Below are 15,876 nucleotides of genomic sequence, written 5' to 3' on the forward strand. Positions count from 1 at the left end.
CCTCACCTTCGCGGAATCCGCGAAGGTGAGGAAAAGCATCAGTACGCCATCTCGGTCTGGGGATCGAACAGATGCAGGCGCTCGGGTTTGAGCGCCAGGCGAAGCTTGTCGTGGGCGCGCACCTTCACGGCCGGATCGATGCTCGCCACCATCAACGCGGAGCCGACGCGGCTGTCGAGCAGGATCTCCGAGCCGAGCTGCTCGACCACCTCGACATTGACGTCGAAGCAATGGTCGGCTGAATCGGCCGCGCCGGCGACATGGAGGTCCTCCGGCCGGATGCCGAGCGTGGCCGGGGTGCCGGCGCCGTTCATCTTGGTGCGGGCGCGGGCGGCGAGCTCGTCGGGCAGGACGATCCTGAGGCCCTGCGCTTCGGCCACGACCTTGCCGCCCTGGTCGGCCAGCGTGACCTCGGCGAAGTTCATCGCCGGCGAGCCGATGAAACCCGCGACGAAGCGGTTGGCCGGCTGGTTGTAGAGTTCGAGCGGCTCGCCGACCTGCTGTACCCAGCCGTCCTTCATCACCACCACGCGGTCGCCGAGCGTCATCGCCTCGACCTGGTCGTGGGTGACGTAGATCGACGTCACGGCCAGCCGCTCATGCAGCTTCTTGAGCTCGACCCGCATCTGGACGCGCAGCTTGGCGTCGAGATTGCTGAGCGGCTCGTCGAACAGGAACACCTTGGGATCGCGCACGATCGCGCGGCCGAGCGCCACGCGCTGGCGCTGGCCGCCCGAGAGCTGGCGCGGCTTTCGAGCGAGCAGGTTCTCGATGCCCAGGATCGTGGCGGCGCGCTTGATGCGCTCCTCGATCTGGTCGCGCGGAAACTTCCGCATCTTCAGGCCGAAAGCCATGTTGGAGGCGACGCTCATGTGCGGGTAGAGCGCGTAGTTCTGGAACACCATGGCGATGTCGCGGTCCATCGGCGGGACCTCGTTCACCAGGTTGTCCTCGATGCGGATGTCGCCGCTGCTCACCGCCTCGAGGCCGGCGATCATGCGGAGCGTGGTGGTCTTGCCGCAGCCCGACGGCCCGACGAAAACCATGAACTCCTTGTCGCGAATCTGCAGATCGACGTCCTTCACCACGTGCGTGGTGTCGAAGAACTTGTTGAGTTTGCTGAGGGTGACCTCGGCCATGACTGCGCTACCCCTTGACCGAGCCGGTGAGGCCCGAGACGTAATGTTCGACGAAGAACGAATAGACGATCGCCACCGGGATCGAGCCCAGCAGCGCGCCCGCCATCAGCGGCCCCCAGAAGAAGACGTCGCCGCGGATCAGCTCCGACGTCACGCCGACCGGCACGGTCTTCTGGTCGGGCGACGACAGGAAGACCAGGGCGTAGATGAACTCGTTCCAGCTCAGCGTGAAGGCGATGATGCCGGAGGAAAGGATGCCCGGCACCGCGACCGGGATGATGATGTAGACCATCGCCTTCCAGCGCGAGGCGCCGTCGATGCGGGCGCATTCCTCGAGCTCCTTCGGGATCGCCTTGAAGTAGCCCATCATCAACCAGGTACAGAACGGTATCAGGAAGGTCGGATAGGTGAGGATCAGCGACCACGGCGTGTCGCCGAGCTCGAAGTTGCGGATGATCTGGGCGAGCGGGATGAACAGCAGGGTCTGCGGCACCAGGTAGGTGACGAAGATCACGGTGCCGAGGCTGCCGGCATAGGGAAAGTTGAGCCGCGCCAGGGCGTAGCCCGCCAGCACGCCGCAGAACAGCGAGATCAGCGTCGAGATGGTGGCGATGAACATGGTGTTCATCATCCAGCGGCCGAAGTTGGTCTCCTCGAACAGGTACTTGATGTGCTCGAGCGTCGGATTGTTGGTCCAGAACGGCATGTAGTTGACCGCGTTCCACGGCCGGTAGAGCTCGCCGTCGGGCCGGAAGGTCGTAATGATCATCCAGTAGAACGGGAAGAGCAGCACGAAGACGAACAGGATCAGCGGGATGTTGTAGAACACCCACTTCCGCCAAAGCGCACCTTCAATCATTTGCCCATCTCCGCACGGCCGATCATCAGCGTGTCTCCACACGGCGGATGTACAAGAGCTGCACCACCACGATCAGGAACAGGAACGGGAACATGGCGAGCGAGATCGCCGCACCCTCCGAGAGCAGCCCGGTGCCGATGCCGATCTGGTAGGCGTAGGTCGCGAACAGGTGGGTGGCGTTGGCCGGGCCGCCGCCGGTCATGACGTAGACCAGCTGGAAGTCGGCGAAGGTCTGGATCACCGAGAACAGCATCACCACCATGGTGACGGGTAGCAGCAGCGGCCAGGTGACGTACCAGAATCGCTTCCACGGCCGCGCGCCGTCGATCGCCGCCGCCTCGTTCAGCTCGGGGCTGATGGTCTGCAGGCCGGCCAGCAGGCTGATGGCGAAGAACGGCACGCCGCGCCAGATATTGACCACGATGATCGAGGTCATGGCGAGGTCGGGATCGCCCAGCCAGTTGATGCGCTGGGTGATGATGCCCATGTGGAACAGCGCCCAGTTGATGACGCTGAAGGTCGGGTCGAACATCCACTTCCAGGCGAAGGTGCTGAGCACCGTCGGGATGATGAACGGCAGCAGGATGAAGGCGCGGACGATCGCCTTGCCCCTGAAGTGCCGGTTGAGCAGCAGCGCCAGCCACAGGCCGAGCGCCAGCTTGAACACCGTCGTGACGGCTGTGTACCAGAAGGTATTCCAGACGGAGGTGCGGAAGATCGAGTCGTTCCACACCTTGACGAAGTTATCGAGCCCGACCCACTTGCCGGGGATGCCCACCCGCTGGCTGGTCAGCGACAGCAGCACGCCTTCGATGAACGGGTAGGCGATGAACAGCCCGAGCAGCAGGGCGGTCGGGAAGAGCAGCGCCATGGCGAGCCAACGCTCGTCCTCCAGGCGCCGCAGTCGCGGCGTTGGGCGGGCGCCCACGCCCGCGACGGCGGTCACTGCCATAGACGCTCCTTTTCAGCTACGCGACGACCGGCGGCTCAGGTGTAGACCTTCTTGAGTTCCGTCTCGGCCCACTTGACGGCCTCCTCGGCCGGCATGCCCTGGACCGCCTTGGCGTACATGTCGGTAATGATGTACTTGCTGAGGCCTTCCTGGGCCTTGGCATTCGGCGGGCCGGCGAAGCCCGGCGCCTGGCCGAGCTTGGCCGCAACCTTGTAAGGCGTCATCACTGGATCGACGTCCCAGAGCTTGTCGGTTTCCCACTTCGCCGTGCACGGCGTCGCGAAGCCTTTCTGCGATTCGAAGAACTTGCGGTAGTTGGCCTCGGTGTGGAGGTACTTCAGGAACTCTTTCGCCGCATCCTGGTTCTTCGAGTATTTCATGATCATGTTGGACTGCAGCAGATGGAAGCCGAACTGCCCGGCCGGGCCTTTGGGCAGCGGCGCGTGCAGGATGTCGGTGTTCATCGGCTTGCCCGAGGCGGTCTGGTACTGGTCGGGCTTGCGCAGCGTCTCGATGTAGATCGAGGCGCCGTTCAGGGTCGCCGAGATGGTTTGTGACAGGAAGGCGCGGTTGTTGTTGGTGTCGTCCCAGGCGAGGCCGCCTTCGTCCATGCCGTCCTTCCAGAGGCCTTGCATGAACTTCACCGATTCGACGGTGTCCTTGGTGTTGATCACCACGGTCTTGCCGTCGGCCTCGACCTCCTTGCCGCCCCACGACCACAGGTAGGGATAGGTGAAGCCCGGCGCGTCGCCGAAGGTGTGGCCGAGCGTCTGGCCGAACGGCCGGCCCTTGGCCTTCAGCTTCTTGGCGACGTCGCGATAGCCTTCCCAGGTGTCGGGAAACTTGGTGGCGCCGACCTCGTCGAGCCACGACTTGCGATAGGCGATCATGCCGCCGATCACCGCCCAGGGCATGCCCATGAACATCTTGCCGTCGGAGCAGATGGCGCGGGCATACTTGTAGAGGCCGCCCTCGCGCTTGCCGACGTCCTCGGCGAGATCGCTGAGGTCGACCACGCTGTTGGCGTAGAGATGGGTGTAGCTGTTGAACGACATGATGATGTCGGGCCCGGCGCCCGACTGGATACCCGAGGTGATGCGCGGCTGCAGGTCGTTGCCGTTCACGGTCTCGAGCTTGATCTTGATCCCCAGCGCCTTCTCGGCCGCCGGCATCATCTCCTTGTTGAACATCTGATCGGTCGCGGGAACGAAATCGACCCACTTCAACCAATGGACTGTCTTCTGCTGCGCAAAGGCCGGTGTCCGACCGGAAGCGAGGATGCCCGCCATGCCGGTGGACGCCACGGCAGCCGCGCTGCCGGCAAGCTTAATCACGCTACGACGCTTAGTGTGAGCCATCATTTCCTCCCGAGGACGCTGCCGCTTTGGGCAAGCATTTTCTTATGCGGCATCGTAGGCATGTGCCGCGATGCAGGGCAAGCCGGGACGCGGAATTTTTACCGGCGATTCAAGAGGTTTTCCGGATCGAGAGTGTAAAGCTCCTGAGCCCGCCCGACGCCGCGTAGTGCGAAACGCCCGACCGACACGAGGGTCGCGCGCTCGGCCTCCGGCAGGGCCGAAGCGAAGGCGGAGGAGATCAGCAGGGGCCGGTCGACCGAGCGGCACATCGAGGCGATGCGGCTGGTCTCGTTGACCGCCGGTCCCACCACCGTGAAGTCGAGTCGATCGACGCTGCCAATATTGCCGTAGAACACCGCGCCGACATGCAGGCCGACATAGACCGAGGTGGTCGGCCGCTCCGCCGCCTTGCGGCGGTCGTTGAGCTCGGCGACGCGGCGGCGCATCTCCGCCTCGGCGCGCAACGCGCTGACGCAGGCGGTACCGCGGTCGTCGGCGCGAAAGATCGCCAGCGTGCCGTCGCCGATCAGCTTCAGCACGTCGCCGCCTTCCTGGTGGATCGAGGTGATCACCGCCTCGGCATAGTCGTTCAGCAGCGGGATGATCTCGACCGGCCGCGCGGTGTCGGTGATGGCGGTGAAGCTGCGCAGGTCGGAGAACCACAGCACCGCCTCGATGCGGTCGGCGATGCCGCGCTGGATGCGGCCCTGCAGGACGCGCTGGCCGGCGTCGCGGCCGAGATAGACGTCGACCAGCGTGCCGGCGATGCGCGCGAGCGACGCGCTCTTGGCCGCGAGCCCCAGCGCCGGTGCGAGCCTGCGCAACGCCTCGATGTTGGCCTCGGTGAAGCCGTCGGCATGCTTGGTCGACCATGCCGAATAGAAGCAGTCCATCTCGCCGATCGTGCCCTCGGCCGCGAAGCGATGGACGAACAGCACGTAGTCGGTGTGGCCGGCGTCCTTCATCTCCTGGATGATCACGTAGTCGGCGGCATCGCCGAAGCCGATGCGCCGCCGCAGCTCCTCGCCGCCGGTCTGCAGCAGATGGAAGAACGGGCTGCGCTGCCAGGCGGCCGCCATCTCGCCCTGGTTGCTGGGGCCGTAGTCGCGCACGGGGCCCGCGTCCTCGCCGCCGTCGTTGCGCCAGAAGAAGATGCGGCCCTCGTGGACCGGATGCAGCGTGTCCATGAACATCAGCCCGCGATTGACCGGCAGGCCGGCGGCGCCGCATTTCTCGCAGAACAGCCGCAGCAGGTCGGACTCTCCGGTTCCTTCCAGTCCGCGGCGGACAAGCCAGGCGACGAGGCGATCGGTTTCGGCGGGGGTCATGGCGGTTAGATAAGCATTGCCTCGCAGCTTTGCTCGACGGTCATCTGATCTTCATCGCGGCCGAAGGTAGCTGCAGTCCGGCGGCTGCCGCGATAGACCGCGACGGTGCTGCCCGGACCGCCGCCGGTATGGCCGATGAGCTCGGGCCCGGCCTCGGCCCGGCCACCGGCGATGCCCAGGCCGTAAGCGGCGCTCTTCCAGAACAGTCCCTCGGGCAGGTCGCCGATCGGCACGCGCTCGAGCATCGCCGTCAGCAGGTCGGGCCGCAGCAGCCGGCCGGACAGCAGGCCATCCATGAACAGCGCGGCCCGGGCCAGCGGACCGATCAGGGAGCCGTGATACACCCAGCGAGAATCGTAGTCGGGGGCGAGCTCGCCGCGGCCGGTCGCCAGCCGCACGCCGGCAATGCCCAGCGGCTGCAACACCAGCCGGTCGAGCGCCGGGCCCAGCGGCGCGCCGGCCGCGCGCTCGACGATCTCGCGGACGAAGAAGTAGCCGATGTTCGAGTAGCCGAACGCCGTGCCGGGTTCGCCGGCCGGCTGATCGGCCCTGGCGCGCTCGAGCATCACCTCGGGCGGCCAGGCCGCCTCGTGCCGTGCCACGGCCTGCTTGTAGGCGACCACGCCGCCATAGTCGCGCAGGCCGGCGCGGTGTTGCAGCAGCAGGCGCAGCGTGTAGGGACGGCCGGGCAGGGGCGCGTCGAGATCGAGCCGGCCTTCGCCGACCAGCACCAGGGCGGCGGCGGCGATCACCGTCTTGGTGACGCTCCACCACGGCACGTCGGACCGGTCGCCTTCCTCGTGGACGATCGCACCGCCTTCGACGACGACGCGCGCGAGCATGTCAGCCGCTGCGGTCGCGGAAATGACAGGCGGCGCGATGGCCTGCCGCGATCGCCTCGAGCGGCGGATCCTGGGAGACGCAGATGTCGGCCTTCAGCGGGCAGCGCGGATGGAAATGGCAGCCCGGCGGCGGGGCGAGCGCGCTCGCGATCTCGCCCTTGGCCTTGGCGCGCGCCGGCACGGCGGCGCGTTGGAACGGGTCGGGGATCGCGGCGATCAGGGCGCGCGTGTAGGGATGGCGCGGATCCTCGAAGATCTCCTGCCAGCCGCCCTGCTCGACGATGCGGCCGAGGTACATCACCGCCACGCGGTCGCTGACGTGCTCGACCACGCCGAGGTCGTGGCTGATCATGATGTAGGCGAGCCCGAGCTCGTCCTTGAGCTCGAGCAACAGGTTGATGATCTGGGCGCGGATCGACACGTCGAGCGCCGAAACCGGCTCGTCGCAGATCACCAGCTTGGGCTTCAGGATCAGCGCGCGGGCGATGCCGATGCGCTGGCGCTGGCCGCCGGAGAATTCGTGCGGGTAGCGGTCGGCATGCTCGGGCCGCAGGCCCACCCGGGCGAGCATGTCGGCGACGCGCGCCTCGACCTCGGCCTTGTCGGTGACGCCGTGGATGCGCAGCGGATCGGCCAGCGTGCGGCGCACCGTCTGGCGCGGATTGAGCGAGGCGTAAGGGTCCTGGAAGACCATCTGGACGGTGCGCGCGGTTTCCAGCCGCTCGCGCTCGCTGAGGTCGCGCCCGTCGAGGGCGACGTGGCCGCGCGTCGGCGGGATCAGCCCCATGATGGCGAGCGCGAGCGTGGACTTGCCGCAGCCCGATTCGCCCACCAGGCCCAGGCATTCGCCGGGTTTGACGTCGATCGTCACGCCGTCGACCGCCTTCAGCGTGTGGATGCCGCCCGCGAAGGTGCTGCCGACCTTGAAATGAACGGCGAGGTCGTCGAGCTGGAGCAACGACTCAGCCATGATGGTGGCACCGCACGAGACTGTCGGCCGGCAGGGGCGTGATGTCCGGCGGCACCGACAGGCAGACATCGGTCGCCCGCGGGCAGCGCGGATTGAAGCGGCAGCCCGGGGGATAGGCCTGGATCGAGGGCACCACGCCGGAGATCTCGCGCAGCCGCTGGCGGCCGCGCCTCGACCGCTCGCCGAGCCGCGGCAGGGAGCTCACCAGCCCCTGCGTGTAGGGATGCTGGGGGTCGGCGAAGATCGCCTCGGCGGGTTGCGCCTCGACGATGCGGCCGGCATACATCACGGCCACCCGCTTGCACATGTTGGCGACCAGGCCGAGGTCGTGGCTGATCATCAGGATGGCGGTGCCCTTGGCGGCGCAGAGCTCGGCCATCAGGTCGATGATCTCGGCCTGCACCGTGACGTCGAGCGCGGTGGTCGGCTCGTCGGCGATCAAGAGCTCGGGACTGCAGGCGAGCGCGATGGCGATCATCACGCGCTGGCGCATGCCGCCGGAGAGCTGGTGCGGATAGTCCTTGATGCGCCGCTCGGGCGAGGGCACGCGGACCTGGCGCAGCGCCTCCTCGGCGCGGTCCATCGCCTCGCTCCATCCAGCCTTCTGGTGCAGCACGAACATCTCGGCGATCTGGCGGCCGACCGGCGACAGCGGATTGAGCGCCGTCATCGGCTCCTGGAAGATCATGCCGATGCGGCTGCCGCGCAGCTCGCGCATCTCGGCCGGCGAGGCGTCCTGGATCTCCTCGCCGTCGAGCACGATCCGGCCGCCGCCGAGCGACAAGGGCCGCTTGAGCAGGCCCATGACGGCCAATGCGGTGATGCTCTTGCCGCAGCCCGATTCGCCGACCAGCCCGAAGGCCTCGCCGCGGCCTATATCGAACGAGACCTCCTCGACGGCGTTGTAGGTGGTCTTGCTGCCCGAGAGCGCGATGCGCAGACCGTCGACTTTCAGGAGCGGATCGGTCGTCATGTGCGGCGCGTCGTCGATTGCGGGTCGAGGATGTCGCGCAGGCCGTCGCCCAGCAGGTTGAGACCGAGCACGGTGAGGAAGATCGCCAGGCCCGGGAAGACCGAGAGCCAGGGCGCGGTGTTGATCTGGTCGCGCGCCTCCGAAAGCATGCTGCCCCAGCTCGGGAAGGGCGGGCGGATGCCGAGGCCGAGGAAGCTCAGCGCCGCCTCGGCCAGGATCGCGCCGCCCATGCCGAGCGTGGCGATCACGATCAGCGGGCCCAGGATGTTGGGCAGCACCTGGGTGAACATGATGCGCAGGTCGCCGTAGCCCAGGATGCGCGCGGCCTGGATGTAGCCCTGGCTCTTGAGCGACAGCACCTGGGCGCGGGCGATGCGGCAGGAATAGGACCAGCTCGTGAGGCCGAGCGCGATCAGGAGGCTGACCAGGCCGGGGCCGAGGATCGCCATGATCGCGAGCGCGAAGATCAGCGACGGGATGGCCAGCATCAGGTTGGTGAGGCCGCTCACCAAGTCGTCCCACAGGCCGCCCCAGTAGCCGGCGGTGAGGCCGAGCGTGACGCCGATCAGGCTGTTCAAGATCTGGCTGACGATGCCGACGGTGAGCGAGATACGCGCGCCGTAGCAGATGCGCGAGTAGATGTCGCGACCCTGCGCGTCGGTGCCGAACGGGAACTCGAGCCCCGGCGGGATCTCGGCGTTCATCAGGTTGGCGCCCATCACCGGATCGGTGAGCGCGATCAGCGGCGCGAAGATCGCCACGGCCAGCGCGAGCGCGACCAGCCCGCCGCCGACCCACAGGGAAAGACCGCCTTTTCTCATCGGTAACGGATGCGCGGATCGATGGCGACGTAGGCCATGTCGACCAGGGTGTTGATGACCAGGAAGAAGATGACGATCAGCAGGATGCAGCCTTGCACCGTCGGGATGTCGCGCTGGAACACCGAATCGACCAGCAGCGAGCCGACGCCGGGCCAGGAGAACAGCTTCTCGACCACCACCGCCGCGCCCATCAGCGACCCGAATTGCAGGCCGATGGTGGTGATCACCAGCACCAAAGCGTTGCGCATGACGTGCCATTCGACGACCCGGCGCTCGCTCATGCCCTTGCTGCGGGCGGTGCGCACGAAGTCGGCGTTGAGCACGTCGAGCACGGCGGCGCGCGTGGTGCGGGCGAGCAGCGCCATCGGGCCGACGCCCAGCGCCACCGCCGGCAGGATCAGGTAGCGGATGCCGCCGTCGCCGTAGCCGAAGCTCGGCAGCCATTTCAGCGTCAGCGCGAACAGGTACATCATCATCAGGCCGAGCCAGAACTGCGACAGCGACAGGCCGGAGATGGCGCCGACCATCGACACGGTGTCGACGGCGCTGCCCGGCCGGAGCGCGGCGATGAAGCCGAGCGGCACGCCGATCGCGATGGCGATGCTCATGGCGGCGAACACCAGCTTGAGCGACGGCCACAGCCGGGCGCCGATCAGCTTGGTCACTGGCTCCTTGGTGCGAAAAGACGTGCCGAGATCGCCGACCACGGTGTGCGCCACGTATTTGGCGAAGCGCTCGGGCAGGGGATCGTCGAGCCCCATCTCCTTGCGCATGCGCTCCATCACCGCCGGATCGATGGTGGTGCGGCCGTCCTCGTTCATGGCGGAGACGAAGCTGCCCGGCAGGACGCTGAACAGCAGGAAGACGACCGCGATCACCGCGGCGAGCGTCGGGACGATGTTGGCGACCCGACGGGCAAGGACGAACAGCATCACGTCAGCATTCCTCTCGCCCGATCGGGCAAGAGGTGAGGAGAGGGGGTTGCGCACATCGTTTGAAACCCCCTCTCCCTGCCTCTCCCCCGATCGGGGGAGAGGAGAATGAGGGGACGCACAAAGTCATTTTGCCGGCGGGCGCGTATCGACCCAGATGTCCTCGGGATACTGGTGCGTGATCTCGGTCGGGTTGGCCTGCAGGCCGTGGATCCACGGCTGATAGGCCAGCACCGCCTTGTTGTAGTTGAAGAACCACACCGGCGCTTCCTCGAACAAGAGGTTGTTGGCCTGCTTCAGGAGGTCGTTGCGCTTGCCGGTGTCGCCTTCCTGCGCCGCCGTGTCGAGCAGCTTGTCGAACTCGGGATTGCTGAAGTTGGTGTAGTGGCCGGCCGTGCGCGGCGTCTTGGAATAGAAGCTGCGCAGCACCGCGAGCGAGTCCGGGCCGGTCAGGTTCGAGCTGATCAAGCCGGTGTGCTCGCCCTTCATCAGGATCTCGGTCAGCACCGTCGCCTCGACCAGCTTCGGCTTGATCTTGATGCCGACCTTGTCGAGCATCGGGATGATCGCCTCGACGATCGGCAGGCCCCAGCTCTCGTTCTGGCTGGTCGTCAGCTCCCATTCGAAGCCGTTGGGCAGCCCGGCCTCGGCCAGCAGCTTCTTCGCCTTGGCCTGGTCGAACGGGTAGGGCTTCACGGTCTTGTCGAACGCCGCCGACGACGGCGGCAGCCAGCTCGTCGCGCGATAGGCCTTGTCCTTGACCAGCCGCTTGATGATCAGGTCGGTGTCGATGGCGTAGTTGATCGCCTGCCGCACCCGCTTGTCGTTGAACGGCTTGACGTCGTTGTTGAAGGTGATGGCGCGGGTGAACATCTCGGCCACCTCGAGGATGCCCTTCGACAGCTCGGGATCGGCGCGATAGGCGACGTACTGCGCCGGGCCGAGGATCGAGGTGTCGATCTCCTTGTTGCGGAAGGCGACGTCGCGCGCCGCCGCCTCGGCCATGATCAGCACTTCGAGCTTGTCGGCGTAGGGCTTGCCCGGCTTGTAGAACTTGTCGAAGCGCTCCATCACGACGCGGCTGCCCGGGATGTGCTCCTTGAACTTGAACGGCCCGAGGCCGACCGGATTGGCGGCGAAGTTGGCCTTCTCGACCTCCTCCCTGGGCAGGATCGCGGTCGTGCCGGCGAACAGGTAGTAGCCGGGCTCGACCCGCTCGGTCAGGGTCATCTCGAGCGTTAGGTCGTCGATCTTCTTGAGGCCGGAAATCGCCTTGGCCTCGCCCTTCTCGACCTCGGTGGCACCCTTGATCACGCGGATGTAGCGCGCGCCGGGATAGCCTTTGCTGCCGTCCATGATGCGCGTGTAGGACCAGATGACGTCGTCGGCCGTCATCTTGCGGCCGTTGTGGAAGGTGACGTCGTCGCGCAGCTTGTAGGTGTGCGTCAGGCCGTCGGCCGAGGTCTTGACCTCGGTCGCCAGCTCGAGCGCCAGCTTGTTGTTGGCGGTGTCCCAGGTGTAGAGCGGGCGATGGATCGCCTGGTTGACGATCTGGTCCTGGGCGCGCGGCGTGACCTGCGGATCGAGGCTGCCGAAGCTCGCGGCGTAGGGCGCGGTCATGCGGATCGTGCCGCCCTTCCTCGGGGTTTGGGCCTGAGGCGTCTGCGCCTGTTGCGCGTCGGCGACGCCCGCGCCCAGCAGCGCGAAGGCGGCCAGCGCCGAAAGCAGTGTGCGCATGAAGGTCTCCCCTTGAACAATCCTAGCCGGCGGCATTCCATCATCGCTTGATGTGCGCGTGCAAGGGGAATGCCGATGAGCCTGCCGAATTGCCTCCTGATCGTCACCGCCGAGGTCGATGCCGATGTCGAAACCGAGTGGAGCCGCTGGTACGACGAGGTCCATCTGCCCGATGCGCTCGCCTGTCCCGGCGTGCTCGCGGGACGGCGCTATTGCTCGGTCGGCGAGGTTTCCGAAAGCGACCGCGGCCAAGGCCGCCGCACGAAGGTCAAGCTGTGGACCACCGTCTACGAGCTCGACGCGCCGGCCGCCGTCGCGACGAAAGAGTTCGCCGCCATGCGCGGCTGGGGTCCGTTCGCGCCGCGCGTCCGCTCGCAGACGCGCGTTGTGGCTGCGCTGCGCTAGAGCTGCAGGTGAAGTCCGGAACCGTCCAACCCTGTTGGACTCGCAACCCTTTGCCGGATCAGCCTTTTCGCCCGAAAGTCCGCGAATCCACGGGACTCCCCCCTCGAAATGACTCTTTCTTCCGCCCCCGCTCGAGCGAAGCGACAAAAACGGGTGCAGACAGGGTATCGGCATCATGGGCGCGATTCTGCATCAAGCCGGCGCCAATACCTATTTTGGGCATTGGCTGCGATCTTTGAGCAAGGAAATCAGGGATCGACTCGGGTTCCATTGCCCATAATGCGGCGTGTGCCGCAAGGCTTATCCACAAAGCATCAGCGCCGCTGCGCCAAGCTCGGCCGCGCGAAGCTGCTCAGGATCTTGTCCGGCGTGATCGGGTAGTCGCGCATCCGCACGCCGCAGGCGTTGTAGATCGTGTTGGCGACCGCCGCGCCGGCGGCGCAGATGCCGAGCTCGCCGGCGCCTTGGAACCGAGCTCGTTCGACTTGTCGTCGAAGCCCGCCAGCATGATCGCCTCGATCGCCGGATGTCGGCATGGACCGGCACGTGGTAGCCGGCGAGGTCGTGGTTGACGAACGAGCCGAAGCGCGGAGTAGTGACGGTGACGAAGAGCTAACCCTCCCCCATTCATATGGGGAGGGTTTGCGATCAGGCCGGCACGACGTAGCCGTCGCGCCGCGGGTCGCAGCCGCCGGTCATCACGCCGGTCGCGGGATCGATCGCGACGCCCTGCATGCCGCCGACCTTCATCGTCCAGTCGGGACCGGTCGTGACGTTGTGGCCGCGCTCGCGCAGCTCGGCCTGCACGTCGGCCGCCAGCCGCCCCTCGAGCAGCACGTCGCGACCGTCGGTCAGGCGGCCGCGCGGCGCTTCGATCGCCTGCTGCAGCGGCATGCCGAAATCGACGTACTGAACGAAGGCCTGCGGCTGGGTCTGCAGGATGCCGTAGCTGCCGGGCGTGCCGAGCGCCATCACCGGCTTGTCGTCCTGGGTGACGATCGACGGCGCGACGCAGACCGGCATCAGGTCGCCGTGCTTGACGCGGTTCGGGCTGTCCGGCGTGACGTCGGCCCAATAGAGGAAGTTGTTCAGGCAGACGCCGGTGCCCGGCACGACGACGCCAGAACCAAAGACGCTGCCGAGGCTCTGGGTCACGCAGACGACGTTGCCGTCGGCGTCGGCGATCGAGAACGAGGTGGTGTGGCCTTCACCTGAGCCGTCCTTCGGCAGCGGCGTCCATTGCTCGGTCGCGCCGGTGACCGGCTTGCCGTCGCGCACCCGCGCGCGCAAGGACTCGATGTGGCTGTCGGACAGCAGCTCGGCGAGCTGCTGCGCCGTGGGCACGCCGTTGGCGATGCGCACGCCGGCGGCGATGCGGATGGCGCGCAGCACCGTGTCGACATGCTCGACGCCGTTGCGCTCCATCCTGCCGAGATCGAAGCCTTCAAGGATGCGCAGGGTCACCAGGTACTGGAACGCCTCGCAGGGCGGCGGCGGCACATGGATGGTGCGGCCGCGATAGGTCACCGCCACCGGATCGACCCACTCCGGTTTGAAGTCGGCGAGGTCGTCCATGGTGAGGCAGCCGCCCAATTCGGCCAGGCGCTCGATGACCTTCTTGCCGAGCGCGCCGCCATAGAGCAGGCCGGGGCCTTCGGTGCCCAGCGCTTCGAGGGTGTCGGCGAGGTTGGGCTGCTTCAGCACGGCGCCGAGCTTCGGCTGGCCGCCCTCGATGCCCTCGATGTAGTTGCGCGACCATTCGGGATAGAGCGCCGCATGCCCGCGCAGCTCGCCGGTGACGCCGCGATACTCCTCGACGTTGAACTCGATCATGCCGAAGCCGTCGCGGGCGATGCGGATCGCCGGCGCGAACAGCTCGGGCAGCTTCTTCTTGCCGTAGCGGCTCACCATCTCGCACCAGCCGCCGAAGTTGCCCGGCGCACCGACGGCGGTCGGGCCGCGCAGGATCTGCTCGCGGCGGCTCAGCTTGTCGAGCGGGAAGCGGCGCGGGATGCGCGCCATGAAGTTCAGCGAGCGAACGCGGCGCTCGGAGGCGACGTAGCAGGTCGCATAACCCTGGCCGCCGAGGCCGGACATGTAGGGCTCGACGACGTTCAGCGTCGCGGCCGTCGCCGCCGCCGCGTCGAAGGCGTTGCCGCCGTTCGACAGCACGCGTGCGCCGGCAGCCGCGGCGAGGGGGTGCGCGGCGGCGACCATGCCGTGCCGCGATGCGATGGTTGGCCGCTTGCCGTGCTGAAGCATGTGATCCCCCGAACCCGGATACTGTGTTGCTCCGAAATAGGCACTAGACTGCGGCCATGCGCAAACTCGAATTCGGCTGGTTCCTGCCGACCGCCGGCGACACCACGGCGTACGGCGTTGCGAGCGCGCAGATCGCGCCGTCGCTCGCGCTGTTCGACAAGGTGACGGCGGCCGCGGAAGCGGCGGGCTTCGAATACATGCTGGTGCCGGTGCAGACCGCCTGCTGGGAGGCGTGGATCTCCTCGGCGATGATGGTCGCGCGCTCGAAGCGGGTCCGCATGCTGGTCGCGGCGCGGCCCAGCTACATCAATCCGGTCCTCCTGGCGAAAATGATCGCGGCGTTCGACCAGCTCTCGGGCGGCCGCATCTGCATCAACCTGATCGCCGGCCAGAGCGAGCAGGAGAACGCCTCCGAAGGCATCAAGTGGGGCAAGGAAGAGCGCTACGAGATCATGGAGGAGGAGGTCTCGCTGCTGAAGCTCTTGTGGACGCAGCCGGCTGTGACCTTCGACGGCAAGTTCCATCAGCTCAAGGGCGCGCAGGTCCGGCCGCGGCCGTTCCAGCAGCCGCATCCGCCGTTCTATCTCGGCGGCGGCAGCCAGCAGGCGTGGGAGATCTCGGCCAAGCATTCCGACGTGCATCTGTTCTGGGGCGACACCTATGATCGCATTCGCGACAACATGGCCGTGATCCGTCAGATGGCGGCGAAGCACGGCCGCGAGGACAAGATCGGCTTCGGCATGCGCCTGCAGATCGTCTGCCGCGAGACCGAGCAGGAGGCGTGGGCGTTCGCGCACGAGCTGGTCGGGCATGCCAGCGAGGCGCAGAAGGCCTTCGTGAAGGAGCGTTTCGCCACCTCGGAAGCCAATCGCCGCGTGCGCGAGCTGGCAGCGACCGGCGAGGTGATCGAGCGCAACCTGTTCACCGGCATCACCAGGGTGCGGCCAGGCGCCGGCATCGCCGTGGTCGGCACGCCCGAGCAATGCGCCGACACGCTGCAGGACTTCATCGATCTCGGCTGCCACTCCTTCTGCCTGTCGGGCTACCTGCACGACGAGGAAGCCGAGCGCTTCGGCAAATGGGTGATGCCGATCCTGCGCGAACGCAATCTCGAGAGGATGTTGGCGGCGTAGAGAAAAATTCCTCCCCATTCATATGGGGAGGTGGCGCGTCGGCACTTTCGCACTTCGTGCGAAAGTGCCCTATCCGCGACGGAGGGGTCATAAGCCGCATCTATGCTGCCTATGACCCCTCCGCCCCTGATTACAGGGGCACCTCCCCATATGAATGGGGAGGAG

At 66.8% G+C, this 15,876-nt stretch carries 15 protein-coding genes; 2 read left to right on the forward strand and 13 right to left on the reverse strand.

The window, feature by feature from the left end:
* Positions 1 to 38: 38 nt before the first annotated feature.
* The 11 genes from ugpC to J0J01_RS21240 all read right to left on the reverse strand — a co-directional run bounded on the left by ugpC (position 39) and on the right by J0J01_RS21240 (position 11,911).
* The gene (gene ugpC, locus J0J01_RS21190) at positions 39 to 1,139 is read right to left on the reverse strand and encodes a sn-glycerol-3-phosphate ABC transporter ATP-binding protein UgpC (RefSeq protein ID WP_296384284.1); all 1,101 of its coding nucleotides are present in this window, start codon (positions 1,137 to 1,139) and stop codon (positions 39 to 41) included.
* Positions 1,140 to 1,146: 7 nt separating this feature from the next.
* Positions 1,147 to 1,998 carry a carbohydrate ABC transporter permease gene (locus J0J01_RS21195; RefSeq protein WP_296384286.1) on the reverse strand — a complete coding sequence of 284 codons (852 nt, stop codon included), beginning with the start codon at positions 1,996 to 1,998 and terminating at the stop codon, positions 1,147 to 1,149.
* A 25-nt stretch (positions 1,999 to 2,023) separates the two neighbouring features.
* Positions 2,024 to 2,950: a sugar ABC transporter permease gene (locus J0J01_RS21200; protein ID WP_296384287.1), complete on the reverse strand. Its 927-nt coding sequence runs from the start codon at positions 2,948 to 2,950 to the stop codon at positions 2,024 to 2,026.
* Between the two features lie 35 nt (positions 2,951 to 2,985).
* On the reverse strand, positions 2,986 to 4,284 hold the full coding sequence (locus J0J01_RS21205; protein ID WP_296384289.1) for an extracellular solute-binding protein: 1,299 nt from the start codon (positions 4,282 to 4,284) through the stop codon (positions 2,986 to 2,988).
* A gap of 122 nt (positions 4,285 to 4,406) precedes the next feature.
* On the reverse strand, positions 4,407 to 5,636 hold the full coding sequence (locus tag J0J01_RS21210; RefSeq protein WP_296384291.1) for an adenylate/guanylate cyclase domain-containing protein: 1,230 nt from the start codon (positions 5,634 to 5,636) through the stop codon (positions 4,407 to 4,409).
* A gap of 5 nt (positions 5,637 to 5,641) precedes the next feature.
* Positions 5,642 to 6,478: a serine hydrolase domain-containing protein gene (locus J0J01_RS21215; RefSeq protein ID WP_296384293.1), complete on the reverse strand. Its 837-nt coding sequence runs from the start codon at positions 6,476 to 6,478 to the stop codon at positions 5,642 to 5,644.
* A 1-nt stretch (position 6,479) separates the two neighbouring features.
* On the reverse strand, positions 6,480 to 7,448 hold the full coding sequence (locus J0J01_RS21220; protein WP_296384295.1) for an oligopeptide/dipeptide ABC transporter ATP-binding protein: 969 nt from the start codon (positions 7,446 to 7,448) through the stop codon (positions 6,480 to 6,482).
* Complete coding sequence (locus tag J0J01_RS21225) at positions 7,441 to 8,421, reverse strand: ABC transporter ATP-binding protein (RefSeq protein WP_296384297.1); 981 nt, start codon at positions 8,419 to 8,421, stop codon at positions 7,441 to 7,443. The genes J0J01_RS21220 and J0J01_RS21225 overlap by 8 nt, the downstream gene beginning before the upstream one ends.
* Positions 8,418 to 9,242 carry an ABC transporter permease gene (locus J0J01_RS21230; protein ID WP_296384299.1) on the reverse strand — a complete coding sequence of 275 codons (825 nt, stop codon included), beginning with the start codon at positions 9,240 to 9,242 and terminating at the stop codon, positions 8,418 to 8,420. The genes J0J01_RS21225 and J0J01_RS21230 overlap by 4 nt, the downstream gene beginning before the upstream one ends.
* Entirely contained in the window at positions 9,239 to 10,174 is a 936-nt protein-coding gene (locus tag J0J01_RS21235; protein ID WP_296384411.1) for an ABC transporter permease, read from the reverse strand. The genes J0J01_RS21230 and J0J01_RS21235 overlap by 4 nt, the downstream gene beginning before the upstream one ends.
* A gap of 126 nt (positions 10,175 to 10,300) precedes the next feature.
* A complete protein-coding gene (locus J0J01_RS21240) occupies positions 10,301 to 11,911 on the reverse strand; it encodes an ABC transporter substrate-binding protein (protein WP_296384301.1) in 1,611 nt (536 codons plus the stop codon).
* A gap of 75 nt (positions 11,912 to 11,986) precedes the next feature.
* Here J0J01_RS21240 and J0J01_RS21245 point away from each other — a divergent pair, with 75 nt between their 5' ends.
* Entirely contained in the window at positions 11,987 to 12,316 is a 330-nt protein-coding gene (locus J0J01_RS21245; protein ID WP_296384303.1) for a DUF4286 family protein, read from the forward strand.
* 314 nt (positions 12,317 to 12,630) lie between these two features.
* On the opposite strand, the gene J0J01_RS21250 is transcribed toward J0J01_RS21245, so the two are convergent.
* Together J0J01_RS21250 and J0J01_RS21255 are read right to left on the reverse strand one after the other, a co-directional pair.
* Positions 12,631 to 12,852, reverse strand: a complete 222-nt coding sequence (locus tag J0J01_RS21250) for a hypothetical protein (RefSeq protein WP_296384305.1) — start codon at positions 12,850 to 12,852, stop codon at positions 12,631 to 12,633.
* Positions 12,853 to 12,964: 112 nt separating this feature from the next.
* Positions 12,965 to 14,578, reverse strand: a complete 1,614-nt coding sequence (locus tag J0J01_RS21255; RefSeq protein ID WP_296384308.1) for a gamma-glutamyltransferase — start codon at positions 14,576 to 14,578, stop codon at positions 12,965 to 12,967.
* 56 nt (positions 14,579 to 14,634) lie between these two features.
* On the opposite strand from J0J01_RS21255, the gene J0J01_RS21260 reads away from it, so the two are divergent.
* The gene (locus J0J01_RS21260) at positions 14,635 to 15,711 is read left to right on the forward strand and encodes an LLM class flavin-dependent oxidoreductase (protein WP_296384311.1); all 1,077 of its coding nucleotides are present in this window, start codon (positions 14,635 to 14,637) and stop codon (positions 15,709 to 15,711) included.
* The last annotated feature ends 165 nt before the right edge of the window (positions 15,712 to 15,876 follow it).

The organism is Reyranella sp. (assembly GCF_017305915.1).
In the GTDB taxonomy this organism is placed as follows: Bacteria; Pseudomonadota; Alphaproteobacteria; order Reyranellales; family Reyranellaceae; genus Reyranella.

Excerpts from the sequence above, each read along its gene's own strand:
- J0J01_RS21230 (WP_296384299.1), bottom strand. The coding sequence starts at position 9,242 with ATGAGAAAAGGCGGTCTTTCCCTGTGGGTCGGCGGCGGGCTGGTCGCG.
- ugpC (WP_296384284.1), bottom strand. The coding sequence starts at position 1,139 with ATGGCCGAGGTCACCCTCAGCAAACTCAACAAGTTCTTCGACACCACG.
- J0J01_RS21235 (WP_296384411.1), bottom strand. The coding sequence starts at position 10,174 with ATGCTGTTCGTCCTTGCCCGTCGGGTCGCCAACATCGTCCCGACGCTC.
- J0J01_RS21240 (WP_296384301.1), bottom strand. The coding sequence starts at position 11,911 with ATGCGCACACTGCTTTCGGCGCTGGCCGCCTTCGCGCTGCTGGGCGCG.
- J0J01_RS21195 (WP_296384286.1), bottom strand. The coding sequence starts at position 1,998 with ATGATTGAAGGTGCGCTTTGGCGGAAGTGGGTGTTCTACAACATCCCG.
- J0J01_RS21260 (WP_296384311.1), top strand. The coding sequence starts at position 14,635 with ATGCGCAAACTCGAATTCGGCTGGTTCCTGCCGACCGCCGGCGACACC.
- J0J01_RS21250 (WP_296384305.1), bottom strand. The coding sequence starts at position 12,852 with ATGCCGACATCCGGCGATCGAGGCGATCATGCTGGCGGGCTTCGACGA.
- J0J01_RS21200 (WP_296384287.1), bottom strand. The coding sequence starts at position 2,950 with ATGGCAGTGACCGCCGTCGCGGGCGTGGGCGCCCGCCCAACGCCGCGA.
- J0J01_RS21215 (WP_296384293.1), bottom strand. The coding sequence starts at position 6,478 with ATGCTCGCGCGCGTCGTCGTCGAAGGCGGTGCGATCGTCCACGAGGAA.
- J0J01_RS21210 (WP_296384291.1), bottom strand. The coding sequence starts at position 5,636 with ATGACCCCCGCCGAAACCGATCGCCTCGTCGCCTGGCTTGTCCGCCGC.
- J0J01_RS21255 (WP_296384308.1), bottom strand. The coding sequence starts at position 14,578 with ATGCTTCAGCACGGCAAGCGGCCAACCATCGCATCGCGGCACGGCATG.
- J0J01_RS21245 (WP_296384303.1), top strand. The coding sequence starts at position 11,987 with ATGAGCCTGCCGAATTGCCTCCTGATCGTCACCGCCGAGGTCGATGCC.
- J0J01_RS21220 (WP_296384295.1), bottom strand. The coding sequence starts at position 7,448 with ATGGCTGAGTCGTTGCTCCAGCTCGACGACCTCGCCGTTCATTTCAAG.
- J0J01_RS21225 (WP_296384297.1), bottom strand. The coding sequence starts at position 8,421 with ATGACGACCGATCCGCTCCTGAAAGTCGACGGTCTGCGCATCGCGCTC.